Source organism: Blautia sp. TF10-30, assembly GCF_003481245.1.
GTDB classification, from domain to species: domain Bacteria; phylum Bacillota; class Clostridia; order Lachnospirales; family Lachnospiraceae; genus Fusicatenibacter; species Fusicatenibacter saccharivorans.
Genome location: NZ_QUKM01000008.1, coordinates 1 through 26769, shown reverse-complemented (window position 1 = coordinate 26769; position 26769 = coordinate 1). Strand labels below are relative to the sequence as shown.

The window sequence follows — 26769 nt, the reverse complement described above, 5'->3', positions numbered from 1 at the left end:
GTGGTATAATAGCGGCGGTTTGTTACAAAGAAAAGCAGAGAATATCACGTGACAAAACACACGAGACTGATCATACAACACAGGAGGACAAAACCATGGCAAAGATTTATGTATTTCTGGCAGACGGATGTGAAGAGATTGAGGCACTGACCCCGGTGGATCTGCTGCGCAGAGCCGGAGAAGACGTATGCACCGTTTCTATTATGGGAAGAAAAGAAGTAACAGGATCCCACAAAATCACCATTCTTGCAGATGAAACCATCGAAGAGGGAGAGTTTGATGACGGAGACATGCTGGTACTTCCGGGCGGAATGCCGGGTACATTAAATCTGGCCGGAAACGAGACGCTCGCAGCGCTGATCCGTTCCTATGACGATCAGGGAAAGAAACTGGCAGCCATCTGCGCAGCGCCGAGCATCCTTGGTGTGATGGGCATCTTAAAAGATAAAAACGCTGTCTGCTTCCCGGGATTTGAAGAAAAGCTGGCAGGCGCAAACGTACTCGATGTACCGGCAGTCACCGACAAAAATGTGACCACCGGCCGCGGCATGGGAGCAGCCACTGACTTCGCACTGGAGCTGATCCGTGTTCTGCAGGGAGAGGACAAAGCAAAAGAAATGGCGGAAAAAATCGTATTTCATTGCTAAAAAAAGCCTAAAAACCACAGAAATATAAAAAAATCACTGGCGTTTTTGAAAAGAGTATGCTATACTCGATAAATGACTGTAGAATGGAGAGGTGTGCAGGTTTTCTGCCGCTTTTCAGATAAATCAAGGAGGAAATTGATAAAATGAGTGTACAGGTCGAAAATTTAGAAAAGAATATGGCCAAACTTACCATTGAGGTTCCGGCTGAAGAATTAGAGAAAGCACTGGAGAAAGCTTACCAGAAACAGAAAAAGAACATCAGCGTTCCGGGCTTCCGTAAAGGAAAAGTTCCGAGAGCTATGGTAGAAAAAATGTATGGCCCGGCAGTATTCTATGAGGATGCTGTAAACAGCCTTGTTCCGGAAGAGTATTCCAAAGCAGCAGAAGAGAGCAAACTGGACATCGTATCCCGTCCGGAGATCAACGTAGAGCAGATCGAAAAAGGCAAAGCTTTCATCTTTACCGCAACTGTAGCAGTAAAACCGGAAGTTACCCTTGGCGAGTACAAAGGTCTGGAAGTAGCAAAAGCTGACACAACCGTTACAGATGAAGAAGTAGAAGCTGAGCTGAAAAAAGAGCAGGAGAAAAATGCAAGAACCATCAACGTAGAGGATCGTCCGGCAGCAGACGGAGATACCGTTACACTTGACTTCGAAGGTTCTGTAGACGGCGTTCCGTTCGACGGCGGCGCTGGAAAAGATTATCCGCTGACCCTTGGCTCCCATTCCTTCATTCCGGGATTCGAAGAGCAGCTCGTTGGCGTAGCTCTGGAAGAGGAGAAGGAAGTAAACGTTACTTTCCCAGAGGATTATCAGGCAGAAGAGCTTGCTGGAAAAGCAGCAGTATTTAAATGCACCATCCACAAAATCGAAGCAAAAGAGCTTCCGGCACTTGATGACGACTTCGCAAAAGACGTTTCCGAGTTCGATACTCTGGATGAGTACAAAAAAGAAATCAAAGACAACCTGACCAAGAAAAAAGAAGAGCAGGCTAAGACAGAAAAAGAGAACGCTGTCGTAGATAAAGCAGTAGAGAACGCAACAATGGAGATTCCGGAAGCTATGATCGATACGCAGGTAGAGAACATGGTTGACGATTTCGCAAGAAGAATCCAGTCCCAGGGTCTGTCCATGGAGCAGTACATGCAGTTTACAGGCGCTACCGTTGATTCCTTAAAAGAGCAGATGAAACCGCAGGCTGTTAAGAGAATCGAGAGCAGACTGGTACTTGAGAAAGTTGCAGAAGCAGAAAACATCCAGATCAGCGATGAGAAGCTGGACGAAGAGCTGGCTAAAATGGCTGAAATGTACAAAATGGAGCTGGATAAATTCAAAGAGCTCGTTGGCGAATATGAGAAAGAGCAGATGAAGAAAGATCTCGCTGTTCAGGAAGCAGTAACTCTCATGGCCGACAGCGCAAAAGAGGTGTAAGACCTCGGAAAGAGAGGCAATTGAATGAGTTTTGTACCTTATGTCATCGAGCAGACAAGCAGGGGAGAGAGAAGTTACGATATTTATTCAAGACTGCTGAACGACCGTATTATTTTTCTGGGAGAGGAAGTTACCGACGTATCGGCAAACCTGATCGTTGCACAGCTTCTGTTCCTGGAGTCTGAAGATCCGGGAAAAGATATCCACATGTATATCAACAGCCCGGGAGGTTCTGTAAGCGCAGGACTTGCTATCTACGATACGATGCAGTACATCAAATGTGATGTATCCACGATCTGTATCGGTATGGCTGCCAGCATGGGAGCATTCCTTCTTGCCGGCGGTACCAAAGGAAAGAGAATGGCTCTGCCAAACTCTGAAATCATGATTCATCAGCCATCCGGCGGTGCACAGGGTCAGGCAACCGAGATCAAAATCGTTGCAGAACAGATTCTGAAAACCAAACGGAAATTAAATGAAATTCTGGCGGCAAATACAGGAAAACCGCTGGAACAGATTGAGATCGATACCGAGCGTGACAACTACATGTCCGCAGAGGAAGCAAAAGCATACGGTCTGATTGATAATGTAATTACGAACCGATAAGAGAGGAAAGGTGTCCAAAAGCGTAGTTCCGGCAATGAGGCTTTTGTGGCACCTTTTGCCTTATCCGGCGATAAGGTTTAGTTGTAATATGTTGAAAGGAAGAAAACGATGGCTATAAAAGGGAATGATACCAAGATCCGCTGCTCTTTCTGCGGAAAGACAGAAGACCAGGTACGCAAGCTGATCGCAGGCCCGGACGGGGCATACATCTGTGATGACTGCGTGGCAATCTGCTCGGAGATCATTCAGGAAGAATTTGAGGATCTGTACGGCGAGCAGGATACCGACGAGATCAACCTGATCAAACCAAAGGAAATCAAAGCATTTCTGGATGACTACGTAATCGGACAGGATGAGGCGAAAAAAGTGCTCTCCGTTGCTGTTTACAATCATTACAAACGAGTGCTTTCCGGTGCATCCTCCGACATCGAACTGCAGAAGAGCAACATTCTGATGCTCGGACCGACCGGTTCCGGAAAAACGTATCTGGCACAGACACTGGCCAAACTGATCAACGTTCCGTTTGCAATTGCAGACGCAACGGCGCTCACCGAGGCAGGTTATGTCGGCGAGGACGTAGAAAACATTCTGCTCCGCCTCATTCAGGCAGCAGACTATGATATCGAGCGCGCTGAGCACGGCATCATCTACATCGATGAGATCGATAAAATCACAAGAAAATCCGAAAACGCTTCGATCACACGAGATGTTTCCGGCGAGGGTGTACAGCAGGCACTGCTGAAAATCCTGGAGGGAACTGTAGCTTCCGTTCCGCCGCAGGGCGGAAGAAAGCATCCGCATCAGGAGTTTATTCAGATTGATACGACGAATATCCTCTTTATCTGCGGCGGTGCATTCGAAGGACTCGAGAAGATCATCGAGACGAGACAGGATACGAAATCCATCGGATTCAACAATCCGATCGGCCATGCAAAAGATGAGAATGTCGGAGATCTGCTCCGTCAGGTCATGCCGCAGGATCTGACCAAGTTCGGCCTGATTCCGGAGTTTGTCGGACGTGTGCCGATTGTCGTTACGTTAAATTCTCTGGATGAGACGGCCCTGATGAAGATTCTGGTTGAGCCGAAGAATTCTCTGGTCAAACAGTACAAGAAGCTGTTTGAGCTGGACGGCGTACAGCTTGACTTCAAAGAAGATGCACTCGAAGCGATTGCAAAGAAATCCCTGGAGCGGAAAACAGGCGCCAGAGGTCTCCGCGCAATCATGGAAGATACGATGATGGATCTGATGTATGAGATCCCGTCGGACAATACGACAAAAGAATGCGTCATCACCAAGGACGCTGTAGAAAAGAAGGCGGAGCCGGAGATTATTCACGGCGAACCGGCCCCTGTTCCACGGCGGAATATGGGAAGAAGATCCGGAAGACCGGAAACCGCCTGAAAAACGCAGGAGGAAACTTAAATGGAAGAAGTGACAAAAGTATTACCGGCGATTGCGCTGCGTGGAACAACGATTTTGCCGGATATGATTGTACATTTTGATATCAGCAGACCTAAATCGGTCCGTGCGGTCGAGGAGGCGATGCTGGGAGACCAGAAAATTTTCCTGATTACACAGAAAGACCCGGATACGGAAGTACCGGGTCTGCTTGATGTGTATAAAATTGGAACAATTGCGGTCATCAAACAGGTTGTGAGAATGCCAAAGGATGTTCTTCGGATTCTCGTAGAAGCAGAAAGACGCGCAGAACTGCTGAACTTCGAGGAAGAGGAGAGCGAGTATCTCCGCGCCGAGGTGGCGCTGTTTACCGGCTCGGACGAAATGCAGTTTTCCGATATCGAGCAGGAGGCAATGCTGCGCAACTTAAAAGAGCTGTTTGCCGTCTACTGCGAGCAGACGCAGAAAGTCAGCAAGGAACTGGCAGGCCAGATCCTCGGAACCGAAGAAGTTGGAAAGCTGGTGGACCAGATCTGCATGAATCTGCCCCTCGACTACGTAAACCGCCAGAAACTGCTGGAGGCTGTGGAGCTTTCCGAGCGGTATGATACGCTCTGCGTCATGATCGCCAACGAGATTCAGATTCAGGAGATCCGTTCGGAGATTCAGGGAAAAATCAAAGAGCGGATCGATAAGAACCAGCGTGATTATATTCTGCGCGAGCAGCTTAAAGTCATCCGCGAGGAACTCGGCGAGGACAATTCCCGGACCGAGATTGAAAATTATAAGAAGCAGCTTGAGAAGCTCAAAGCCTCCAAAGAGGTAAAAGAGCGGATTTCCGAGGAGATTCACCGTCTGGAAAATTCGGCCAACAATCCGTCCGAGGCAGGCGTGATCCGCGGCTATATCGAGACACTGCTGGGGCTTCCGTGGGATAAGGCATCCCGTGACAATCAAGATCTGGCAAGAGCACGCGAGATTCTGGAGGAAGATCACTACGGTCTTTCGAAAGTAAAAGAGAGAATCCTCGAATTCCTGGCCGTACGCACCCTGACGAAGAAAGGCGAGAGCCCGATTCTCTGCCTGGCAGGCCCTCCGGGAACCGGTAAGACCTCGATTGCGAGAAGCGTGGCGCGAGCCCTGAATAAAAAATACGTCCGCATCTGTCTCGGCGGTGTGCGGGATGAGGCGGAGATCCGCGGCCACAGAAGAACCTACATCGGCGCGATGCCGGGACGCATTGCGGCGGGACTCCATCAGGCGAAGGTGAAAAATCCGTTGATGCTGCTCGACGAGATCGACAAAGTAAGTGCAGATTACAAGGGAGATACCTCTTCCGCACTTCTTGAGGTCCTCGATTCCGAGCAGAATAATAAATTTGCCGATCATTACGTAGAGCTTCCGATCGACCTTTCGGAGGTGCTCTTTATTGCAACCGCAAATGATATTCAGAACATTCCGCGTCCGTTGCTGGACCGTATGGAAGTGATTGAAATTTCAAGCTATACGGAAAACGAGAAGTTCCATATCGCAAAAGAACATCTCGTTCCGAAGCAGAAGAAGGCGAACGGTCTGAAAGAAGCACAGCTTGTGATCGAGGATGAGGCGCTGATGGAAGTGATCAGCGGCTACACCAGAGAGGCCGGTGTCCGCTCCCTGGAGCGCCAGATCGGCAGAATCTGCAGAAAGAGTGCGAGAAAGATTCTCGAGGAACAGGTAAAAGAGGTTGTTGTGACGAAAGAAAACCTGGAAGAGTTCCTCGGAAAAGAGAGGTATGAGTTCCAGCCGGCCAACGAAAAACCGGAGATTGGTATTGTGCGCGGTCTTGCCTGGACGGCAGTCGGCGGCGATACGCTGCAGATCGAGGTCAATGTGATGCCGGGAAAAGGAGAGTTTCTGCTGACCGGCCAGCTCGGCGATGTGATGAAGGAGTCTGCGCAGGCGGGCATCAGCTTTATTCGTTCCGTGGCAGAGCAGTATAAGATTCCGAAAGAATTTTTCGAGAAACACGACATCCACATTCATATTCCGGAGGGAGCCGTTCCAAAAGATGGCCCGTCTGCCGGTATTACGATGGCGACGGCGATGGTTTCCGCGATCACAAAGGTTCCGGTAAAAGCAGACGTTGCGATGACCGGAGAGATTACGCTCCGCGGCCGTGTGCTTCCGATCGGCGGCTTAAAAGAGAAGCTGCTGGCGGCAAAGAAAGCCGGTATCCATATGGTTCTCGTTCCGGAGAAAAATGAGCCGGATGTAAGAGAACTGGATGCGGAGATCACAGACGGACTGCAGATCGAATTTGTCGGCAGCATGGAACAGGTATTAAAACTGGCACTTGTGGAAAAGAAGTAAGGCCAGAAGATGCAAAAAACAGGAGAAGAAAAGTATGGTAATTAAACAGGTAGAGCTGCAGCATGTCTGCGGAATCACCAGTAAACTGCCGGATACCGGTCAGGTGGAAGTGGCATTTGCGGGAAAATCCAATGTTGGAAAATCTTCTCTCATCAATGCCCTGATGAATCGGAAATCACTGGCGCGTACCAGTGCGCAGCCGGGAAAAACACAGACGATCAACTACTACCACATCAATGAGGAAATGTATCTGGTGGATTTGCCGGGATACGGTTTTGCGAGAGCCTCCGAGGAGGTTAAAGCAAAATGGGGCAAGCTGATCGAGGATTATCTGCATCAGTCAAAAATGCTGCACGCAGTATTTCTTCTGATTGATATCCGTCATGCACCGTCCAACAACGATCGCATCATGTACAACTGGATTCTTCGAAACGGCTATCAGCCGATCATCATTGCGACGAAGCTGGACAAGATCAAGCGCAGCCAGCTTCAGAAGCAGATCAAGCTGATCCGCGAGACGCTGGAGGTTGAGAAAGATACGATTGTGATTCCGTTTTCTGCAGAGACAAAACAGGGACGCGAGGAGATCTGGAATCTGATTGATGAAATCCGCTCGGATGCAGAAGAAAGCGGGGAATAATGTCATGGGTATGATACGTGCGGCAGGCCTTGGGTATGAATACCTCCGTTATGAGGAGGAAGGACAGGAGCCGGAAGTAACAAAAGCGATCGAGGACGTCAGTCTGGAAATCCAGAAGGGACAGTTTATCGCGGTGCTCGGGCATAACGGAAGCGGAAAATCAACGCTTGCGAAACATATCAACGCTCTGCTGGTGCCTACAGAAGGCACCATGTGGGTGGACGATATGAAGACGACAGATGAGGAGGATGTCTGGAAGATCCGCCAGAAAGCCGGTATGGTATTCCAGAACCCGGATAACCAGATCATCGGAAATGTGGTGGAAGAGGATGTCGGCTTTGGACCGGAAAATCTGGGTGTCCCGACCGATGAAATCTGGAAACGGGTGGAGGAGAGCCTTACGGCGACCGGGATGATTTCATACCGGGCCCACTCTCCGAATAAGCTCTCGGGAGGTCAGAAACAGAGGGTTGCAATTGCAGGAGTGATGGCTATGCAGCCGGAATGTATTGTTCTTGATGAACCAACCGCGATGCTGGATCCGAACGGACGAAAAGAGGTTCTTCGCGCTGTGCGTAAGCTGAATGAAGAAAAGGGCGTTACGGTTATTCTGATTACGCATTACATGGAAGAGGTTGTTTTTGCGGACCGTGTGTTCGTTATGGACAACGGTAAGCTGGTAATGCAGGGGACGCCAAGGGAGATTTTTTCCGAAGTGGAGAAATTAAAAGAACTCCGTCTTGATGTACCCCAAGTGACACTGTTGGCTTATGAATTGAGAAAAAATGGTGTAGATCTCCCGGAGGGAATTTTGACCATTGAAGAACTGGTGAATGCATTATGTCATTGAAACTTGAAGATGTAACGTACACATACAGCCCGGGAACGGCATATGAAATGCACGCCCTGGAGCATATCAATCTTGAAATTCCGAATGGCCAGTTTGTTGGGATTATCGGCCATACGGGAAGCGGAAAATCGACGCTTGTGCAGCATTTGAACGGTCTGATCCGCCCGACATTGGGACGGGTGCTGTATAACGGAGAGGATATCTGGAAAGAAGGATATCCGCTAAGAGAGCTTCGAAGCCATGTGGGACTGGTTTTTCAGTACCCGGAGCATCAGCTTTTTGAGACGGATGTGATCACAGATGTCTGCTTCGGACCGAAAAATCAGGGACTTTCACCGGAGGAATGCAGAAAACGGGCGGAAGAGGCGCTGGATCATGTCGGATTTCCAAAGGAAATGTATGAAAAATCGCCGTTTGAACTCTCCGGAGGTCAGAAACGTCGTGTTGCGATTGCCGGTGTGCTTGCCATGAACCCGGATTTTCTGGTGCTTGACGAGCCGACTGCAGGCCTTGATCCGAAGGGACGCGATGAAATCCTCGATCAGCTTGCATTGCTGCATAAGACGCGCGGCATTTCGGTCGTGCTCGTATCGCACAGCATGGAGGATATTGCAAAATATGTAGAGCGGATTATTGTCATGAACCACGGTCATGTGGCGTTTGACGATACACCGAAGAAAGTCTTCGCTCACTATAAAGAGCTCGAGAAAATCGGTCTTGCGGCGCCGCAGATGACGTATATTATGCATGCGCTAAAGGAACACGGCATGGACGTGGACGTAACGGCGACGACGGTTGAGGAGGCACGCGATACGATTCTTGCGGCACTGGGAAGTCAGAAGAAAAACGGGAAAAAAGGAGCAGAAGTATGTTAAGAGATATTACTCTGGGACAGTATTACCCGGCAGATTCTATTCTGCACCGGCTTGACCCGCGTGTGAAATTTGTAGGAACGATCGTTTATGTCGTTTCCCTCTTTTTGTTCCACAATTGGGGCTATCTGCTTGGAACCGTATTCCTTGCGGTGATGATTAAACTGTCGAAGGTACCGTTCAAATTTATCACGAAGGGTCTGAAATCAATTTTTGTGCTGCTTGCGATTACGATGGTGTTTAACATCTTATTTACGCCGGGTGAGGTGCTCGTCCGTATCTGGAAAATTACGATCACCCGTGAGGGTGTGGCTATGGCATGCCGTATGTCGGTGCGTCTGATTTTCCTGATGATCGGCTCTTCGCTGATGACGCTGACGACAACACCGAACCAGCTGACGGATGCACTCGAAAGCCTGCTCGGACCATTGAAAAAAATCCATGTGCCGGTGCATGAGATTTCCATGATGATGTCAATCGCACTCCGTTTTATCCCGATTCTCCTGGAAGAGACAGACAAGATTATGAAAGCGCAGATGGCGCGCGGCGCGGATTTTGAGAGCGGAAATATTATCCAGAGAGTAAAGAACATGGTGCCGCTTCTGGTGCCGCTGTTTATTTCAGCATTCCGCCGTGCAAATGATCTGGCGCTGGCGATGGAAGCACGCTGCTACCATGGAGGAGAGGGAAGAACACAGATGAAACCGCTTCGGTATCAGACGCGCGATTATGCAGCGTATGGCGTTCTTATGGCATACCTTGTGTGCAGTATCGGCCTTCGCGTGTGCGGACTCTGACTTTGACGAAAACGGAGGAGAAGAATGCGCAGAATTAAGCTGATTGTAGCGTATGACGGCACAAATTACTGTGGATGGCAGGTGCAGCCAAACGGCATTACAGTACAGGAAGTATTAAATCAGGCTCTTTCCGATCTTTTTGCGAAGAAAACGGCCTGCATCGGCGCAAGCCGGACCGACGCCGGGGTACATGCTCTCGGCAATGTTGCGGTATTTGATACGGATGCGAGAATGCCGGCGGACCGTATCGCATTTGCACTCAACACACGGCTTCCGGCAGATATCCGTATTCAGGGATCATCCGAAGTGCCGCCAGACTTTCACCCGCGTTTTACCGCAACAGTCAAAACATATGAATACAGGATTTTGAACCGCACCTTTGCAGATCCGACGCGGAGACTGAATTCCTATTTCTGGTACGGCCCGCTGGATGTGGATGCGATGCGGCAGGCAGCATCGTATCTGGTTGGCATGCATGATTTTAAAAGCTTTGCAACAGCAAAACCGGAGGTGACCGACACGGTCCGTACGATCTATGAAACGAGTTTGGAAAAAGAAGACGATCTGATCCGCTTCCGGATCACCGGAAACGGTTTTCTCTACAATATGGTGCGGATTATCACCGGAACACTGCTTGAGGTTGGAAAGGGTGATTATCCGCCGGAGAAAGTAAAAGAAATCCTTGCGGCGAAGGATCGAAAAATGGCGGGAGCAACGGCCAGGCCGGAGGGGCTGACCCTGGTGCAGATCCGGTATCCCGAATGGGATTTCGAGTAAAGACATAAGTGGTCTGTATTTCCCGCAAAACGGGACTCGCAGTTTGCAAAAAAATGCAAAATATGGGTAAAAAACAGTTGACATTCCAAAATCCGTATAATATAATTACTAAATGTGTGACGTAGTTTGAAAACGCCGATGCCATAAGCCCCGGTAAGGCGGTTTCCTATATACATGAAACAGTAAATTGAATTTTTCACAGGAGGTTATATCCATGAACACCTTTATGGCAAATCCAGATAAGATTGAAAGAAAATGGTATGTTGTTGATGCAGAAGGATGTACATTAGGACGTCTGGCATCTGAAGTAGCAAAAGTATTACGTGGAAAAAACAAACCGGAGTACACTCCGCACGTAGATACTGGTGATTACGTAATCGTAATCAACGCTGATAAAGTAGCAGTAACCGGTAAAAAACTGGATCAGAAGATCTATTACAGCCACTCCGATTATGTAGGCGGAATGAAAGAAGCTACTCTTCGTGAGATGATGGCTAAGAAACCGGAGAAGGTTGTTGAACTTGCAGTGAAAGGCATGCTTCCAAAAGGACCTCTTGGAAGACAGATGTTCACAAAACTTCACGTATACGCTGGTGCAGAGCACGCTCATGCAGCTCAGAAACCAGAAGTATTAACATTTTAATAGGGAGGTAAAGAACATTGGCTAGCGCAAAATATTACGGAACCGGAAGAAGAAAAAAATCTATCGCAAGAGTATATCTTGTACCGGGAACTGGTAAAGTTACCATCAATAAAAGAGACATCGATGAGTATTTTGGTCTGGAGACCCTGAAAGTTATCGTTCGTCAGCCTCTGGCAGCTACAGAGACCGCTGATAAATTTGACGTGATCGTAAACGTTCATGGCGGCGGATACACAGGACAGGCAGGAGCAATCCGTCACGGTGTTGCACGCGCTCTTCTGACTGTAGACAACGACTACAGACCAGTTCTGAAAAAAGCAGGATTCCTGACTCGTGATCCTAGAATGAAAGAGCGTAAGAAGTACGGTCTCAAAGCAGCTCGTCGCGCTCCGCAGTTCAGCAAGCGATAATCGACTGCTCAGGCTATATCAAAATGGTTCAAAAAGCCCGGAAAATCAAGGCTTAATAGTGACAAGTAACTATTTTGTCGCAGAGAACGGTGTGACCCGAAGGTCACGCCGTTTTTCTGTGTTCATAGGTTGTTTGCGTGATGATAGGCTCGGAAATAACGGGAATATCTACATCGTCCACGAAGTTGAAGAAAATCTTCACTTTCTGCTTGCGCTTGCCGCTGGATTTGTCCGGGGCATAGACGATGATTTTCTTGATATACTCGTTCACGATGGTCTGTGTCAGCTCCTCCACATCCACATATTTCTGTGTCAGGGCGATAAAGGCATCCAGACCGTCGTTCATTTCTTCCCGCTGTTCCACCCATTCTTCGATAACTTCAATTTCGAGCTTTAACCGTTCCTGCTCCGCTTCATAGTCCGCAGACATCTTTCTGTATCTGTCCTGATTGAGATTTCCAAGAACATAGTCCTCGTACAGCCGGGCGATGATGACATCCAGATCGGCAAGGCGTTTCTTTGCCTGTTCCAGCTTCTTTTTGTCATCCCGGATGCTGCGCTCCTGGTCAGTCCTGCGGCATTGCAGCCATTCCTCCTGAAAACCGTCCACATCGCTTCGGATATACTCATTGACTGCCCGGATGCGTTCCAGAACGATTTCACGAAGCACATCTTCCCGGATATAGTGGGCAGTACAAGTACCACGGTTGCTCTTGTAGTTGTTGCAGACGTAGTGATCCTGCTTGCCCTCAAAGCTTTTGCTTGTGGCAAAGTGGAGCTTGCCGCCGCAATCGGCACAAAACAGAAGCCCGGAGAACAATCCCTGCCGTTCCGCTTTTGCGGGGCGGCGTTTGTTTTTCCTCAGTTCCTGCACCCTGTCAAACTGTGCCTGAGATACAATCGCTTCCTGTGTGTCCGGCAGATAAAACATATTCTCCGGCTCATTGGGAATCCGCTTTTTCAGCTTGTAGGACTTGGAATAAGTCTTGAAGTTGCAGGTACAGCCTGTGTACTCCTGCCGTTCCAAAATCCCTGCAATGGACTGGTTGCCCCAGTGATACGGTCTTTCCGGCATCGGCTTTTTCTTTCGCTTGGCATAGAGTGCCTTTGCGGTCATAATCTGCTTTTCTTCCAGAATCCTTGCAATCTGCTCCGGGCCTTTGCCGTCAATGCAAAGGTCGAAGATGAGCTTGACTACCGGAGCCGCTTCTTCATCCAGAATCCAGTGATCCTTGTCCTCCGGGTCACAGCGGTATCCGTAGGGCGGTTTGCCCATGTGCTTCCCACTGGTTCCTCTCTGCCGCAAACTGACACGGACTTTCTTGCTGGTATCACGGGGATACCACTCGTTGAACAGATTACGGATTGCGGCGAAGCCCTCGCTGTCTCCCCGGTTGCTGTCTACGCCATCATTTATAGCGATAAAGCGGACATCATAACTCGGAAAGATAATATCCGTATATTGTCCAACAGTCAGATAGTCACGACCAAAGCGGCTGAGGTCTTTGACCAGCCAGCAGCCCACAAGCCCCTGCTTGACAAGCTCAAAGCCTTCCTGCACACCGGGACGATTGAAGTTCGTCCCCGTATAACCGTCATCCACCAGAATTTTCAGGTTTGTATACCCGTGGTCACGGGCATATCGGGTTAAATACTCTCTCTGATTTGCGATACTGTTACTCTCGCCTTCCTGGGCATCCTCGTTGCTCAGACGGCAATAGAGAATGGTAATTTTCTGCTGATCCAACATAATATCCTCCTTCGGTGGTTGGTCAGCCGACAGTACCGTTGTGCATATTGGAATTATATCATGCTTTTGTGTCGCAGTCATTAACAAATCACCCCCTTGTCAGAAAAAATGAGCCGTTTTACCTTGTCGGTAAGTGGCTCATTTCCATCACACTCCGTTTCAATCACATACCATGTGTTTCCGATCTTGCACTCAATGGTTTTGCAGAAAGAGGACTGTGCCGCTTCCCAACGCTTGCGGCATTCTTCCAGAAAATCAATAGGCGGCTCAAAAATCGGATCGAAGCAGGAGCAAATATCAATATAGCCGATGGCATCGTTGATTTCTTCCATCGGGGCATCTTCCATAATCATCTTGTTAATTTCATCTACGGTTTTCTTCATAGGCAAATAGTTCCTTTCTTAAATTTCCATGTCCTGTCCACGATTGCGGGCAGGGTGTTTGTGTTCATACAGTTCCTTTCCCCTGGCGAGGATGGCATTGATAAAAGCCCAGACCTTTTCAGATGCAATCTCAATCGCATCCAGGAAAGGCTGGGCTTTTTGTTTCAGCTCCTCATAGTCTTTGTTCAGTTTTTCAAAACGGTCTTTCCATATCTTTGCGTTTTTATCTGCCTGCTCGAATTTCTGCTTGTATTTCAGCTTCTCAGACTTTTCCGCAAAGCTGCTGACCGCATAATCCTTTAGCGTGCGGCACTCATCCGCCGTCATGGTAACATTTCCCGTAATGGGATTTTTCTTGCCCATCGACTCAATCTCATGTGCAGTCATAGCAACAGACTTAGCAGCCTGAGTTTCCTTTTTCAGAGCTTCCAGTTTCTTTTTCTGCTTCTCCGTGGCAGCTTTGGCATCCGCTAAGCTCTGCTCGGCCTGTGCCACCTGTCCGGTCACAGCTTCCAAACGCTGCTGTTCGGCCTGTACCTTGAACTGTGTCACCGTCAGATGTTCTTCGGTGCTGCCACATTCTCCACGCTCTACATCGGTATAACCAGCGTTTCGCATGAAATTGAAAAAGTCATCCTGCAGCACACTGTAGGACGACTTCAAAATCTTTTTCCCTTTTGCGTTCAACATAGGATTTCCGTTTTCATCAAGAACGGGTTTGGATTCCCACTTCTTACTGCGGCTGACCTGTGTGATCGTTTCCTTTACCGTTCCCCGGAGGGATTCATCCTTGCATCGCTTCGACCACAGGATTTGTTTCTCCACCACCGGGATATAAACCACATGAAGGTGATAGTGGTACACATCCTCACCCAGAGCTTCCGACATTGCCCGGTTGCGCTCGTCGGCATGCATTACAGCGGAGAGGATATACTGCTCACCGCCCACGATCTCCACGGCGGCTTTATAGGCATCGGCATAAAACTGTTTTGCAAACTCATAGCCGCCGTGGTTGTAGAAATAAGCGGAGTTCACATCGAAAACCAACTCGCCATATTTGACGGCATCCGGTTTCAGCCCTCTGGTGGAGATGATCTTGTCCTGCTCCATCTGCTCAAACATTTTTACATAATCGTCAGTGGGAGACTTGAAGTGAACATTCAGCGCAGTACGTTCCGGCACGATGTCCACATTGGAATAACGGTCTTTTTCACGCTCATTGTGTTCCTGTACTTTTGTCACATCATCCGGAGTTTCCAAGTCCTGATTTCTGGCTAAGGTACGATCAATTCCATCATTTCTTGCCATAGATTTTTGTCCTTTCTTTAAGATTTGCAGACAGCGGAGGGCTGAGGAACGGCACTTTTTCAAAGTGTAATAACCCACTATTACACTTTCATCCATGCTGGCTACAAAGTGCCGTGGGCTCTCCGAGGGCTCTCCCGAGGGGGAATGCGGTCACTGCGGTGACCTCTGCTGACCAAGGCAAAATGTCTGCGCCTTTTACCTTGGTCAGCCCGTCTGCATGAAGCTGTTCTGCGGAACATTTCTTGCAGACGATGGCAGCGAAAACCGTATCTTTCACTGCCTGTCCATGGGCAGCACTGCGGTGCGCCTATGGGGACGGGAGATGCGGAGGGCTGTTGCCGGGGTATCACTTCTCCCGTCTTTTCTGCCATACGATGTCGTAACCAAGCACAGCGGCAAGCTCCAATACTTCCTTGTATCGTATACTTTCCCGCTGTAATTTTGCGGACAGGTTGGAAACGCTGTCGCTCCATCCGTACTCGTCCGAGAGCAGGTCAACAACTTCCTGCATGGTCATCCCGGCACGGATGATCTGTGCCTTTATTTCGTTGCGTATATTCATATTGATAAAATCCTCCATAATTCAGTTCATGTGTCGGTGCAACCTCTGCGCTCCAAGGTGGAGTGGATGCACCGAACAGTGAAAAATCTGCAATCTCCGAAATCCGTTCAGAATTTCGCTTGTGATGTCCTGTCCATATATGACCATATCCCACTTTGCCGTTTTGTGTGGTTTGGTCTGGAACAGTGAAAACACCCATTGTTCCGTGAACAGGGTACACGGTTCAGAGAAGCACGATTTCGTGAAATAGTTTCGTCCTGCGGTCAAAAACTTTGCTGTTTCCATTACCATTGATTTTTAATGCCCGAAAACAGGTCAGCTTTGAAAGCTGCTGTTTCCTATAACGGAAGAAAACAGGGGTAAATGCTGCGTACATACGTACAGAGCATGACTGGCAAAATCAATCCCGCCAGTCCTCCGGTACGTACGTACACGGCGAAACATCGTAAAATCCATTTATATGAGGTCTTGCCACAGCTTCCACGCCCATAAAGCCCCACACCCGCCGTCCGGCAGAGTTGGTGATGTTGTTGCAATGCTCCAGATTGAATCTCCCGGCATTGGCAATCATGGCATCGCTGAAGCTACGGGCTTTCAGCGGTGCAGGGGAGTTTTCCTCACACCACATCCGGTAGATTTCATAGAAATCCTTAGAGCTGATGGAAGCATCCGCTTTCAATCGGATGTATCCCTCCGACTCCATGAAATCAAAGATATTGTTGTTGTCACGCTTGACCGCTTCCCGGTTTTTCTGGATACGGTCACTCTCCGTAAACTTAAAGTTGTTGGCAACAAGCCGCTGTAAGCCTTCAAATGCCCACAGGAAGATACCCTCGGCTTCAGCTTTCATCTTCTCTGCAAGGTCAGGATCATCGGCTCTGTCCATGGGCTTTTCTTTGGTGGTCAGCACAAGCTGTCTGCGGTAAAAACCATCGCTGCGATCATATAGGGCTTGCAGATCACCATTGCTGAATGCCAGCAACCGGGCAAACATCCAGCCCTGATAACTCTGCTTGCCCTTGCGTTCCAAGTCCATTTTGCCCTGTGCAGTCACGATGGATTTTACATAGTTGGTCTGACGCAGAGCTTCCATCCGCATATCATCATCCACGCACAGCAGGATGTGTTCCAGATCGGCACGGGCAAAACGGTTTTCAGAAATCTTCCCGATGCTGCCGTCTTTCATATTCGTGCCGAAGATGGTGGACAGCACCGCACCGATTTGAGATTTACCCTCGCCACCGTTGCCTTTAATCACCATCATGCGCTGCCCCTTGTTGGAGGGAATCAGGCAATAGCCGATAAACTCCTGCAAAGTTGGAATGTCCTCGGCGTAAAGCAACCCATCCAGAAAGTTCAGCCAGATCACCGGTGCAGGAGCATCGGGATTATAGCCTACAGGCAGACGGCTTCGCACGATAGCCGGTCTGCCTTCGGTGAAAGTGCCGTTCAAGAGCAGCGTACCGTTGGCAACATGGATGCGATCCTGCTCCGGAGGGAAGTCAGACACCTGCGCTTCCAGTTTCAGCACTTCCAGAATGTTGGTGATCTTCCGTGGGATGTTGTTCACGGCACAAAATTTCAGCTTGTCGTAAATCTCCCCACGCAGAGGAAGGTCATCCGTCACTCGACCATCGGGCGTGAAAAAAGCTCCGTTTGCGAAGATGATTCTGCGCTCATGCAGAAATTCTTCACAAAACAGAGCTTCGTTGATGTTCTGCCCGTCAAACCAGACAGGAAAATTCATATTAGGCGTTTTCCGGTTCTTCGCCACGGTGCGCCACCTCCTTTTTCTTTCGTGCGGTATACTCTTGCAGAAAAGCAATTTTGTCGTCCTGCATCAGCTTGTCCACCAATGCCACCCGTTCTTCCAGATCACCCACCGTCAGCACATCTGCCATATATTCGATATAGCAGTGCATCTGGCAGGCTTCCACAAAACGGTCATCCAGAGCATCTTCCGGTGTCTTGGGTGCGTATCGTATTTTCCAATCTTCCAGCAGATGCAGATAATCCGTCAGCACCCGGAAACACAGCATTTCATTCTCCCGGAACTGACGGATATAGGGACGCTTTGGCTTGACCATAGCTGCGGCAGTGGGCGGTTTCGGGTCAAGCCCGAAGTCCGCAGCCAGCTTTTGCGCTGCTTCATAACTGCTCAGATCGAACAGTCTTGCCACAAGGTCGATTACATCCCCCTTGGCTCCGCAGCCGAAGCAGAAGAAATAATCCTCGTTCAGCTTCAAGCTCGGATGCCTGTCGTTGTGGAACGGGCAGCAAGCCATACCATTGCGGTTGACATTCAGCCCGTAGTGTTTTGCGGCTTGCTTTACGCTGATTGCCGCCTTGATGATTTCATAGATTGTCATAGAAAAACCTCCGTTCATAGTATTTAGAAAGCACGAAACACCCGCCGTGATTGGCAGGGGTTTGGCTCCTTCTACTATGGTTATGCCGGATTTTTCAAAAAACAGGCTAATCGGAGGACAACCCCGTTTCAAAAAACAGGACAACTTATGGATAGATGTAGATTTCTTTACATTAGCATGATAGAATTAAGAAAATGAAAAAACAGGACAGGAGGGGCAAGCATGAACCAAGAACTGATGACATTGGATTTTTGGCAGGATACGGTCATATATGAGGGAAAAACACTTCCTGTCGGCGCTCTTGCCTGTGATGCGCTGAATGTCCCTGCGGATACCATCGCAAAGATGAACGAGCAATGCGAGAAAATCAATCTGCTGCTTGGAATATTAAACGCCGGACAGGATGCTTCTGCACTCTGTCCTATTGCAACGGAAGCTGCTCTGACGATGCTTGATATTCTCAGTCAAACACCGCCGTTCTCCTATATGAATATCTCAAAGCACAGAGAACGGATTGAAAAAGTCTTTACTGTGGACAATGCGCTGAAATATGTGGAGTTTGCCATAAAAGCCGCAACCAATTCTTTGCAATTTGAAGAAATCCAGAACTTTGCCGATGCGATGATGCTCCAACGCTATACCGCAGTTTTCGGGCATCTGGCATACTCCCTTGGGGAATACCAAACGGCCATGCTTGATTTTGCAGAAAAATCAGACGGCAATGAAGCAGAACGCACCGCAGAGGGTTTTGCAAAAATGTTCGGCGACTATTTTCCGCCGGAGTTCTCTATCACGGAGGGCAATGCCTGGATGTCTACTTTGAATAATTCCGTTCAGTATATATCGGTCATCCGTCCCGGCGAAAAAGTTGCGAAGCTGGTCAAGCGGATGCACTATGTATCCTTTGTAGGGATGTTCCGGTCTGATCTTTTTGAGGGCTTATGTGTTGGTCATGCCCCGAAAAAATGCAAAATCTGCGGCAAGTGGTTCCTCACCACCAACGCAAGGCACACCAAATACTGCGGCGGCTATGCACCGGGGGACAAGCTGCACCGCACTTGCCGACAGATCGGCAACCTGAAAGGCAGAGAACAACGGGAGCTTGCGGACGATCATCCGGTGAAACAGATTTATGAGAAACGGCTGAACACCATAAACCGCTATGTGAAGCGTGGTACTCTGGACGCTGATCTTGCAGAGGTTATGAAAAAGCTGGCAAAGGATAAAATGCTTCGAGCGCTGAGCAATGTCGCCTATGCCAAAGGTGATTACGAAAAAGAGATGGGACAGGCTGCTTTGAAGAAAGAAGCAAAATTACGGACGAAATGAGGAATATGTAATGGCACAGAAATATGATTTAACTGATATTGGGAATGCGCTTAGCCGGGTTATGGACAATCCTATGACCAAAATAATCCGTTCTGGCTCTATTGGTGTGTTGGGCGTAGTAAACCCAGTTGCGGGAATTGTAGGCGGAATAGGAAATGATCTTCTATCTGAATACAATACCTTCAAACTCGGCCATCTACTGAACGGTCTTGCATCTGGCTTTAATCTCGAAAGAAGATTGAACGAGCTTTACAACTATGTAAACTCCAGCCCGGAAAAGGCTATTATCGTAGCCAATCTGTTCAAACAAACCGTAAATGCAGAATGCCCAAAGGTTTGCGTTATTTATGGTCTAATTCTTGCAAACCATTTAGAAACACTTACAGAATTCACGCACGAAGAATTGATTGTCTGTAAAGCTTTGGAAAACGCTACGGATTATGATCTGAAGAATTTCAAAGAAATAATGGAGAACTATCTTAAGCCAACATCAAATGGAAGAAGAATTGTATTTCCAAAAGACTTTGCAGATATTGCTGCTTTCACCACCACATGCGATTGGTGTGTATATTATAGAATCTTTGTTTCTCGCACAGCAGAGTGGGGTGAAATGGAAGAAGGCATTTTGGATATGAGCACGTACTATTACGAGGCAAATCCTGCATCTGTTCTTCTGGATAATATAAATGCTGCAAGACAAACTTGGAATTATGGTTAATTATTCCCGCTGATTACTTAGAAGGGAGGTGCGCTATGCTAAATGATTTTTCGTGGAACATGACCGGATACATACCGAAGCACCAAGTTAATCCACACGGTGACGGCATCATCCCCTATGTGGCAGAGCGCATCTTCCAACTGGAACCGGAACCGCCAGCGGTGGACAGTCTGAATGAATATATCCTGTCTGCTTTGCGGGAAAAGAATTTGCTATATTTTTCGTTCTTTCTGCACCACTACGAAACGCAGCTCAACAAGCGCATCAAAGGCTTTCTCAGTGTGGACGGCGGCAATCTGTACGACACAGACCGATTTATCGATATAAAGATCTCCTGCCGGGAGCAAATGCTCCAAAAGCTGATGGACTATGATCCTGCCAAGGGTGCGGAGTATGCTACATACATCTATCCGTTCATCTGGGATTCTATGCTCCGTTTCCGCATGGGCGAAGAAAAATGGTCGGTATCCTCTCTGACCAATTACAAAATGGTGCGATCAATGGCGTGGCTGTACCATAACACCAAAGATGCGGTCAACCAGTTTTCCAAGAAGTATAACTGCGACCTTGCTCTTGCGGAAGAATATCTGAAAGTTGTCCGTGGAATCCGCAACCAGCAGCCGTTCTATATAACGGACGAGGACGGCGAGGAAACAGGCGAGGATATAGCCCTTGACGATAGCTGGAACTATACCGACATCCTCTGGAACGGCATACAAGCAGAAAAGGTACAGCGGGCATTTGAGAAGCTGAATTACCGGGAACAGACCTTGCTCGAAAAACGGTTAGCAATCTGTATGACCTGCGGGCGAGTTGGCTCATGGAAGAACCGCCCCACTTTTGAAGAATTGGCGATTATGTTTGAGGGCAGCACAGCCAGCGGTGCAGAGCGAGCCTACCGGAAAGCGGTGGACAAACTGACAGAACTGCTGGTTGCCGAAGGTGCGCTCCATGCTGTCCGGCTGAAACAGAAAACCAAAACCAAGCGCAAAAAGAAAATCGCCGCCGCAATCTACGAATATCAAGCAGACTGCGACGGCGAATGGGGCGAAATTTCAGTTGATTTTGAGAACGGCACAGCAGAGATTATCCGACTTGCTGATTGGGATACAATTAAAACGAACTGGTTTGCCAAGGAGGCGATCCGGTATATTTTATCATTGTCGCCTGATGCTCTTACAAAATATATGCTCGTCCCCCTTGAGCCGCCACTTATATCTTGAATCCTTACAACCACTGTAAGTGGTATTTGCTGTGTTCCCATGCTATCATTTTATTACAAATGATAGGAGGTATTCACATGAAACCCATTTTGAATATTGAAAATTTAACAAAAATCTATGGCAATGTGCCAAGTCAAACAAAGGCACTGAATGGGATCACCTTCCAGGTGATGCCGGGAGAGTTTCTCGGCATTATGGGAAGCAGCGGTTCCGGTAAATCCACACTGCTCAATTGTATTGCGACTGTGATTCAACCCACAGGTGGAAGCATTCAGGTGGAAGGCGATACTCTGCAATCCCTCAAGGGAAAGGCTCTTGCAGAGTACCGTGGCAAAAAAGTTGGTTATCTATTCCAAAACTTTGAATTGCTGGACAACCTGACTGGCAGGGAAAACATCCTGCTCCCGACTTCCTTGCATGGGGTATCCGAAGCAGAAAGCAGCCAGCGGCTGAAGCAGTTGGCTGACTATCTGGAAATCACTGATGTTCTGGATAAGTTTCCGTCCAAGATGTCCGGCGGCCAGCGTCAGCGTGTTGCGGCAGCAAGGGCTCTGATCTTACATCCCCAAATGATCCTTGCCGATGAACCGACGGGTGCGCTGGATTCTAAGAACGCAAGAAGTCTTATGGAGAAGCTGTCCGGCCTGAATCGTGACGAACAAGCTACGATCCTGATGGTAACCCATGATTCCAATGCCGCCAGCTTTTGCAAGCGCATTCTGTTCATCCAGGACGGCGTGATCTTTCATGAGCTTCGGCGTGGAGACGAAAGCCAGCAGGAGTTCTACGGGCGCATCCTGAAGGTGATGGCGCAACTGGGAGGGGGCAGCGCAAATGTTCTCTAATCTCATTCTTCGGAACAGCCACCGCAGCCGAAAGGAAAACGGTCTGTTTTTCAGCTCCCTGGTGATTTCTATTGTTGCCTTTTACATGATTCTTTCCATCTCCACTCAAGATGTGATGCTCTTTTTGCAGAAAATGGAGAGTGACGCAGTTGACAAACTCCTGCTTCTGATTCCTGCGTTTTATGGGATGACCCTCGGTATTCTGTTCTTTTTGATCTATTTTGCCTGCAAGTATCAGTTCGAGCGCAGACGGCATGAGTTTGGTGTTTATCTAATGTTGGGGATGCGTAGAAGTAAACTGTTTGGTATGCTTCTGGCGGAAGATTTCCTGACCAGTATTCTTGCCATGCTCATAGGCTTACCTGTGGCTGTGGTGCTTTCAGAAATTGTCAGTCTTGTCACCGCCAAGCTGGTAGGCATGGGGATCATCGGTCATCAGTTTTCTTTATCCTGGTCTGCAATTGAATGGACGCTGGCAGGATTTCTGGCAATTAAGCTGACGGCACTTCTGATTTTGAGTGGACGAATCAGCCGCCAGGAGATCGGTACTTTGCTATCCCAGCCAACGAACCGCCCCAAAAAGCAAATGCCATCTGTTATCTATGGACTGGCTGCTATATGCGGAAGTGTGATGTTGGCAGTGGCTTACTACATGGCGATTCAGGGAATTGCATGGACAAAGGTAAGTATGATGGGACTGACTTTGCTGTTGGGCATAGTTGGTACGATGCTGCTTTTCTATGGGATGCGTGCGCTGATTGCTTTGATTGTTAAGAAAGGAAAAGGAAATAAGCAGCTTCATGTATTTACCTTCCGGCAGATTCAGGAGAATGTTATTCATCAGTCAACCTCCATGGCCATCAGCTCCCTGCTGATTCTGGCGGCGCTGTGTTGTTTTGGTGCGGGCGTAGGAATTGCAGGAACGAATAGCCTGTCTTCTGGCCATGTAATCGACTATACTTTTGAAGATCATACTGCAGAAGATTCATCGCAGGTTCTTCCGAATATAAAGGCAGCCCTGAAAGAAAACGGTTTGGAAAATCAATTTTCAGAGCTTTTTGAAATGAGGGTTGGGCGTATTCGCACCACAGAAGATTATGATAATGCCTACAGCATGGACGCTGTTATGGACTCTCTTCGGAGCCTGCCCCAGTCGGAAGACCGGGATGTCCTTCTGAACAATCTTGGTTATGCCACATACCCATATTTGATTTGTTTATCGGACTATAATCGTTTGTTGGAATTGTCCGGCAAACCGGCTCTCCAATTAGGCGAAAAGGAGGCCGCTGTCTATATTGATACAGAGTTTACTACGGTAAGTCGTACCGCAATGCTGAACCAAGTATTGGCCGGACAGCCCAAGGTGGAACTGGATGGTAGTCCGATTCATCTTACAGGAGAGGTTCAGTCTGTGAATTTGGTCACGGACCGTTCTATAACCTTGTCCTTTGCATTGATTCTTCCGGATGAAGCATTCCTATATTATAGCCAGGGAATGTATGATACCTATGTCAATGCGGTGCTCAGTGAGCAGGCTCTGGATGGAAATAGCCTTATGACTGCATATTTGGATTTGAACGAGAAGCTGGACGAAACTGGCATTGAATATGAAAGCTATCTTCAGAATATAGGTCGTCAGCTTTTCTACACCATAGCATCCAGTTATATTACCCTCTATCTTGCGATTGTTTTCCTGGTAGTTGCCAACACCATCGTGGGTGTTCAGTTCCTGATGAGTCAGCAGAAAACCGGGCGCAGATACCAGACCCTGATCCGCCTGGGAGCTACTTACGAAACCCTTTGCCAGTCTGCTGGAAAGCAAATTACCTGGTTTATGGGACTTCCTGTATTGGTTGCGGCTGTCAGCAGTCTGTTTGGAGTCAGGGCGTTATTTACAGGGATACTCTCGTCCCGAACCCGTGGGACAGTGTCTGAAATGCTGCTTGTATCTGCTGCTATGATTTTACTACTTTGCGTGATAGAATATATTTATATGAGAGTGGTCAAGCGCTCCAGTGATCGGTATTTGCTGACACTGATGCAGCCGCAGAGAGAAGAATAATTTGGAAGGAGGTGCTGTCATGAAAAGAATTGCTGTTGTGGAAGATGAAGTCTATATGCGGGAAGAACTCTGCGATATGCTCCAAAAGGACGGCTATCTTGTGGAGGCAATTACCGAGTTTGAAGATGCCGCTCGGCTCTTGGCAGCCCTCCGCCCTGACCTTGTGATCTTAGACCTGAACTTGCCGGAGATCAGTGGCTTTCAAATCTGCCAGGAGCTAAAGAATAAAACTGCTATCCCCGTCCTGGTGCTGACTTCCAGAGATCAGGTAAAGGATGAACTGCAAGCGTTCCAGTTGGGTGCCGATGAATATTTGACGAAGCCGTGCAGAAAAGATCGACTTCTTGCCAGGGTATCCAATATTCTCAAAAGGTATGAAGGCCGTACCAATCTCATAGAGGGACCAGATTTCCTGTTAGACCAGCAGACCTACACGCTTTATATTCATAATACCTCTGTGGTGCTTCCAAAAAATCAGGGAAAACTGTTGGTCGCTCTTTTGTCCGGCGGCGATGCTCTGGTCACGACGGAGCAGCTTTGCATGGCACTATGGGGAACCACGGAATACATAGATGAAAATGCCTTGCAGGTTAACCTAACCCGGCTGAAAAAAACGATGTCCGCCCTTGAAATGAAGCAGCGAATCGTTGCAGTTCGAGGAATGGGCTACCGTTTGGAAGCGGAGGTGTCTCTATGAAGCAGCTTTGGCACATGATAGAACGGTACTACCCCTGGCTTCTGTTGCTGCTGGGCGTGGATTGCTTTTGCGCTGTCATTCTTTGGATTTCTGACATTCAGGTATTTCAAACCTTGATCGGGTTAGTAGTTCTGACGAGCATCCTTTTGTTTTCAGCGATTCTGTTTGTACTAAACAAGAGGGAGAACACCCACATGGAACTGTTCCGAGATTTCCTCAGTGATCCTACCATCTGCAATGAAGAACGGCTGCTCAGTGCCATTAGTCAGAAAGAAGGAGAATCTGTCCGATTTTTGGCTTCGGTTTTACGGGAATACAAAAACGAGAGTAACAATATGGCGGATGCCCTACGGGACTATGAAGAATACGTGGAGGGCTGGGCACATGAAGCGAAAACGCCCCTATCGTTGCTGACCATGCTCTTGGATAACCGGAACGATGAAATCTCTCCTTCCCTGCAAGCAAAGCTGGATTATGTCCGCAGTCAGCTTCAGGAGGATGTCACGCAGATGCTGTACTATGCCCGGTTGAAGAGCAGTACAAAGGATTACCGATTTGAGGATGTCAATTTGAATGACTGCTTGGGTGAAGTTCTGGAGGACTATGCCCCACTTCTTGAAGAGAAGCATTTTGTCATTCTCAACAAACTGCAATCTGAAACAGTCTATACAGACCGTAGAGGACTTCAGTTTATGTTGGGACAAATCGTTAGCAATGCCATCAAATATAGCAGCGATAGTCCCATGCTTACAATTTCCGTGATACATTCGGAGACTGCAGATATCCTTTCTGTTGAAGATAACGGCATTGGCGTAAAAAAATATAATCTGCCGTACATTTTTCAAAAGGGCTTTACCGGGGATTCTACTGACAGCAGAAAGAAGGCTACCGGTATGGGACTTTACCTGGTTAAGAAGATGGCCGACGATCTAAATCTTCATCTGGAAGCAGCTTCCCAGTGGGGAAAGAGCTTCAAGATTGTCATCTTCTTTCCTAAATTGAGATCCAACGGAGGGAAATAATATAAACAGAAAAACGCCCGCAGGATTTTCTCCTGCGGGCAGCGTGTTGTCAGCTATCCCAAGGCTTGTATTCTGTTACAGTTTTCAAATAGGTTTCGGGATCGCCGTTCAAGATAAGGTCTGCATACTCCAAAGGAGCGTTGTAGATCAAATAATCCAGCTCTGACCGCTGATACATATTGTCAGCAATCTCGTTCTCAACGACGATAGTGTCAATCGCAATCATACTGCCGTCGCTGAATTTCACTTCCACACAGCAATTATCCATATTGTAGGCACAAGATATTAAGGTTTTCATGGTATGTCCTCCATAATTCGTAATATAAAGCGAAAATCCCGTCTGACTTCCTGTTAGAAATCAGACGGGATTTGTCCGTATGCACCCCGGAAACCGTCAGCTAACAGTTGATAAGTAAATTAGTTCCTTATCACTGTTAAGCCAAGGTTTTCCGGGCTTTTGCTATATCTAAACGGGCTGATATGGTTTGACCAAATTTGGCAAAACGAGAGCCGTTTTCACCCAATTTTTAGTGGTCCGCAAGTGGTTAACTGGCCAAAAAGAGGGCGAAAAGAGGGGTAAGTGGTTCCCAAAGTGGTTAACCGAGAGCCGATTTTTGGAGTGCTTTTCAGCCCTCCTTCCCCTCGTTTTTTGGCTGTGGCAGTTTGGCATAGTTTGAGCTAATTTGAATAATTGAATATGAATTTGATGTAGCACACAGTATAAATGCTGGGTGCTTTTTTCATTTCAGGAACTCGTATTCCGGCGATAGAAAGAGCCGTCACTTCACTGTTAATTTTGAAGTGGCGGCTTTTTCTATTTCCAGAAACAACAGCAACAATCAGAAATGAGGTGAAGTCATGAACACACAAATCATCGCCATCGCCAACCAGAAAGGCGGCGTTGGCAAAACAACAACCTGTGCGAACTTGGGAATAGGTCTGGCACAGGCCGGAAAGAAAGTGCTTATGATCGACGGGGACCCGCAAGGAAGCCTGACAATCAGCTTGGGAAATCCGCAACCAGACAAGCTGCCATTTACACTGTCGGATGCAATGGGCAAAATTCTGATGGATCA

Annotated in this window: 27 protein-coding genes; 20 read left to right on the top strand and 7 right to left on the bottom strand. The window is 48.1% G+C overall.

All coding sequences use genetic code 11. From position 1 onward, the window contains the following. Positions 1-95: 95 nt before the first annotated feature. From DXD02_RS08850 to rpsI, 12 genes are all read left to right on the top strand, one after another. Positions 96-647, top strand: coding sequence for a DJ-1 family glyoxalase III (locus tag DXD02_RS08850; protein WP_055219893.1), 552 nt, complete (start codon positions 96-98; stop codon positions 645-647). Between the two features lie 143 nt (positions 648-790). Next, on the top strand, positions 791-2077 hold the full coding sequence (gene tig / locus DXD02_RS08845) for a trigger factor (protein ID WP_118666742.1): 1287 nt from the start codon (positions 791-793) through the stop codon (positions 2075-2077). Between the two features lie 24 nt (positions 2078-2101). Beyond that, entirely contained in the window at positions 2102-2683 is a 582-nt protein-coding gene (clpP, locus tag DXD02_RS08840) for an ATP-dependent Clp endopeptidase proteolytic subunit ClpP (RefSeq protein WP_022461349.1), read from the top strand. Between the two features lie 108 nt (positions 2684-2791). After that, positions 2792-4087 (top strand): ATP-dependent Clp protease ATP-binding subunit ClpX, encoded by a 1296-nt coding sequence (gene clpX, locus DXD02_RS08835; RefSeq protein ID WP_117509624.1) that lies wholly within the window; start codon positions 2792-2794, stop codon positions 4085-4087. A gap of 21 nt (positions 4088-4108) precedes the next feature. Further along, complete coding sequence (gene lon / locus DXD02_RS08830) at positions 4109-6436, top strand: endopeptidase La (protein ID WP_055265745.1); 2328 nt, start codon at positions 4109-4111, stop codon at positions 6434-6436. Between the two features lie 34 nt (positions 6437-6470). Next, entirely contained in the window at positions 6471-7076 is a 606-nt protein-coding gene (gene yihA, locus DXD02_RS08825; RefSeq protein WP_055219842.1) for a ribosome biogenesis GTP-binding protein YihA/YsxC, read from the top strand. A gap of 4 nt (positions 7077-7080) precedes the next feature. Continuing rightward, positions 7081-7926 carry an energy-coupling factor transporter ATPase gene (locus DXD02_RS08820; protein WP_055219895.1) on the top strand — a complete coding sequence of 282 codons (846 nt, stop codon included), beginning with the start codon at positions 7081-7083 and terminating at the stop codon, positions 7924-7926. Next, positions 7917-8801 (top strand): energy-coupling factor transporter ATPase, encoded by an 885-nt coding sequence (locus DXD02_RS08815; protein WP_055226923.1) that lies wholly within the window; start codon positions 7917-7919, stop codon positions 8799-8801. The genes DXD02_RS08820 and DXD02_RS08815 overlap by 10 nt, the downstream gene beginning before the upstream one ends. After that, complete coding sequence (locus tag DXD02_RS08810; RefSeq protein WP_055265741.1) at positions 8795-9595, top strand: energy-coupling factor transporter transmembrane component T family protein; 801 nt, start codon at positions 8795-8797, stop codon at positions 9593-9595. The genes DXD02_RS08815 and DXD02_RS08810 overlap by 7 nt, the downstream gene beginning before the upstream one ends. A 24-nt stretch (positions 9596-9619) precedes the next feature. Next, positions 9620-10372: a tRNA pseudouridine(38-40) synthase TruA gene (gene truA / locus DXD02_RS08805; RefSeq protein ID WP_055265739.1), complete on the top strand. Its 753-nt coding sequence runs from the start codon at positions 9620-9622 to the stop codon at positions 10370-10372. A 214-nt stretch (positions 10373-10586) separates the two neighbouring features. After that, positions 10587-11015, top strand: coding sequence for a 50S ribosomal protein L13 (rplM, locus tag DXD02_RS08800; RefSeq protein WP_055219851.1), 429 nt, complete (start codon positions 10587-10589; stop codon positions 11013-11015). 17 nt (positions 11016-11032) lie between these two features. Next, on the top strand, positions 11033-11425 hold the full coding sequence (gene rpsI, locus DXD02_RS08795) for a 30S ribosomal protein S9 (RefSeq protein ID WP_055219853.1): 393 nt from the start codon (positions 11033-11035) through the stop codon (positions 11423-11425). Positions 11426-11528: 103 nt separating this feature from the next. Here rpsI and DXD02_RS08790 read toward each other — a convergent pair whose 3' ends face one another. The 6 genes from DXD02_RS08790 to DXD02_RS08760 all read right to left on the bottom strand — a co-directional run bounded on the left by DXD02_RS08790 (position 11529) and on the right by DXD02_RS08760 (position 17797). Continuing rightward, the gene (locus DXD02_RS08790; protein WP_199572093.1) at positions 11529-13175 is read right to left on the bottom strand and encodes a recombinase family protein; all 1647 of its coding nucleotides are present in this window, start codon (positions 13173-13175) and stop codon (positions 11529-11531) included. Positions 13176-13255: 80 nt separating this feature from the next. Then, positions 13256-13558 carry a hypothetical protein gene (locus DXD02_RS08785; RefSeq protein WP_033121834.1) on the bottom strand — a complete coding sequence of 101 codons (303 nt, stop codon included), beginning with the start codon at positions 13556-13558 and terminating at the stop codon, positions 13256-13258. Positions 13559-13576: 18 nt separating this feature from the next. Next, positions 13577-14866 carry a plasmid recombination protein gene (locus DXD02_RS08780; RefSeq protein WP_033121833.1) on the bottom strand — a complete coding sequence of 430 codons (1290 nt, stop codon included), beginning with the start codon at positions 14864-14866 and terminating at the stop codon, positions 13577-13579. Positions 14867-15212: 346 nt separating this feature from the next. Further along, positions 15213-15428 (bottom strand): hypothetical protein, encoded by a 216-nt coding sequence (locus tag DXD02_RS08775; RefSeq protein ID WP_055228675.1) that lies wholly within the window; start codon positions 15426-15428, stop codon positions 15213-15215. A gap of 400 nt (positions 15429-15828) precedes the next feature. Then, a complete protein-coding gene (locus DXD02_RS08765) occupies positions 15829-17175 on the bottom strand; it encodes a DNA primase family protein (RefSeq protein WP_118666741.1) in 1347 nt (448 codons plus the stop codon). Position 17176: 1 nt separating this feature from the next. After that, the gene (locus DXD02_RS08760) at positions 17177-17797 is read right to left on the bottom strand and encodes a CHC2 zinc finger domain-containing protein (protein ID WP_033121509.1); all 621 of its coding nucleotides are present in this window, start codon (positions 17795-17797) and stop codon (positions 17177-17179) included. A 222-nt stretch (positions 17798-18019) separates the two neighbouring features. On the opposite strand from DXD02_RS08760, the gene DXD02_RS08755 reads away from it, so the two are divergent. From DXD02_RS08755 to DXD02_RS08725, 7 genes are all read left to right on the top strand, one after another. Beyond that, a complete protein-coding gene (locus tag DXD02_RS08755; protein ID WP_033121508.1) occupies positions 18020-19126 on the top strand; it encodes a DUF6076 domain-containing protein in 1107 nt (368 codons plus the stop codon). A 10-nt stretch (positions 19127-19136) separates the two neighbouring features. After that, positions 19137-19844 carry a hypothetical protein gene (locus DXD02_RS08750; protein ID WP_117800652.1) on the top strand — a complete coding sequence of 236 codons (708 nt, stop codon included), beginning with the start codon at positions 19137-19139 and terminating at the stop codon, positions 19842-19844. Between the two features lie 35 nt (positions 19845-19879). Then, positions 19880-21067 carry a hypothetical protein gene (locus DXD02_RS08745; RefSeq protein ID WP_033121506.1) on the top strand — a complete coding sequence of 396 codons (1188 nt, stop codon included), beginning with the start codon at positions 19880-19882 and terminating at the stop codon, positions 21065-21067. Between the two features lie 77 nt (positions 21068-21144). Beyond that, positions 21145-21912, top strand: a complete 768-nt coding sequence (locus DXD02_RS08740; protein ID WP_033121505.1) for an ABC transporter ATP-binding protein — start codon at positions 21145-21147, stop codon at positions 21910-21912. Next, on the top strand, positions 21902-23974 hold the full coding sequence (locus DXD02_RS08735; RefSeq protein ID WP_055228677.1) for an ABC transporter permease: 2073 nt from the start codon (positions 21902-21904) through the stop codon (positions 23972-23974). The genes DXD02_RS08740 and DXD02_RS08735 overlap by 11 nt, the downstream gene beginning before the upstream one ends. Before the next feature lie 19 nt (positions 23975-23993). Continuing rightward, positions 23994-24671: a response regulator transcription factor gene (locus DXD02_RS08730; RefSeq protein WP_055228678.1), complete on the top strand. Its 678-nt coding sequence runs from the start codon at positions 23994-23996 to the stop codon at positions 24669-24671. After that, the gene (locus tag DXD02_RS08725) at positions 24668-25693 is read left to right on the top strand and encodes a sensor histidine kinase (protein WP_055228679.1); all 1026 of its coding nucleotides are present in this window, start codon (positions 24668-24670) and stop codon (positions 25691-25693) included. The genes DXD02_RS08730 and DXD02_RS08725 overlap by 4 nt, the downstream gene beginning before the upstream one ends. A 49-nt stretch (positions 25694-25742) precedes the next feature. On the opposite strand, the gene DXD02_RS08720 is transcribed toward DXD02_RS08725, so the two are convergent. Then, the gene (locus tag DXD02_RS08720) at positions 25743-25991 is read right to left on the bottom strand and encodes a DUF6061 family protein (protein ID WP_033121501.1); all 249 of its coding nucleotides are present in this window, start codon (positions 25989-25991) and stop codon (positions 25743-25745) included. Positions 25992-26551: 560 nt separating this feature from the next. Here DXD02_RS08720 and DXD02_RS08710 point away from each other — a divergent pair. Beyond that, a partial coding sequence (locus tag DXD02_RS08710) for a ParA family protein (protein ID WP_147399143.1) occupies positions 26552-26769 on the top strand: 218 nt, incomplete at its 3' end.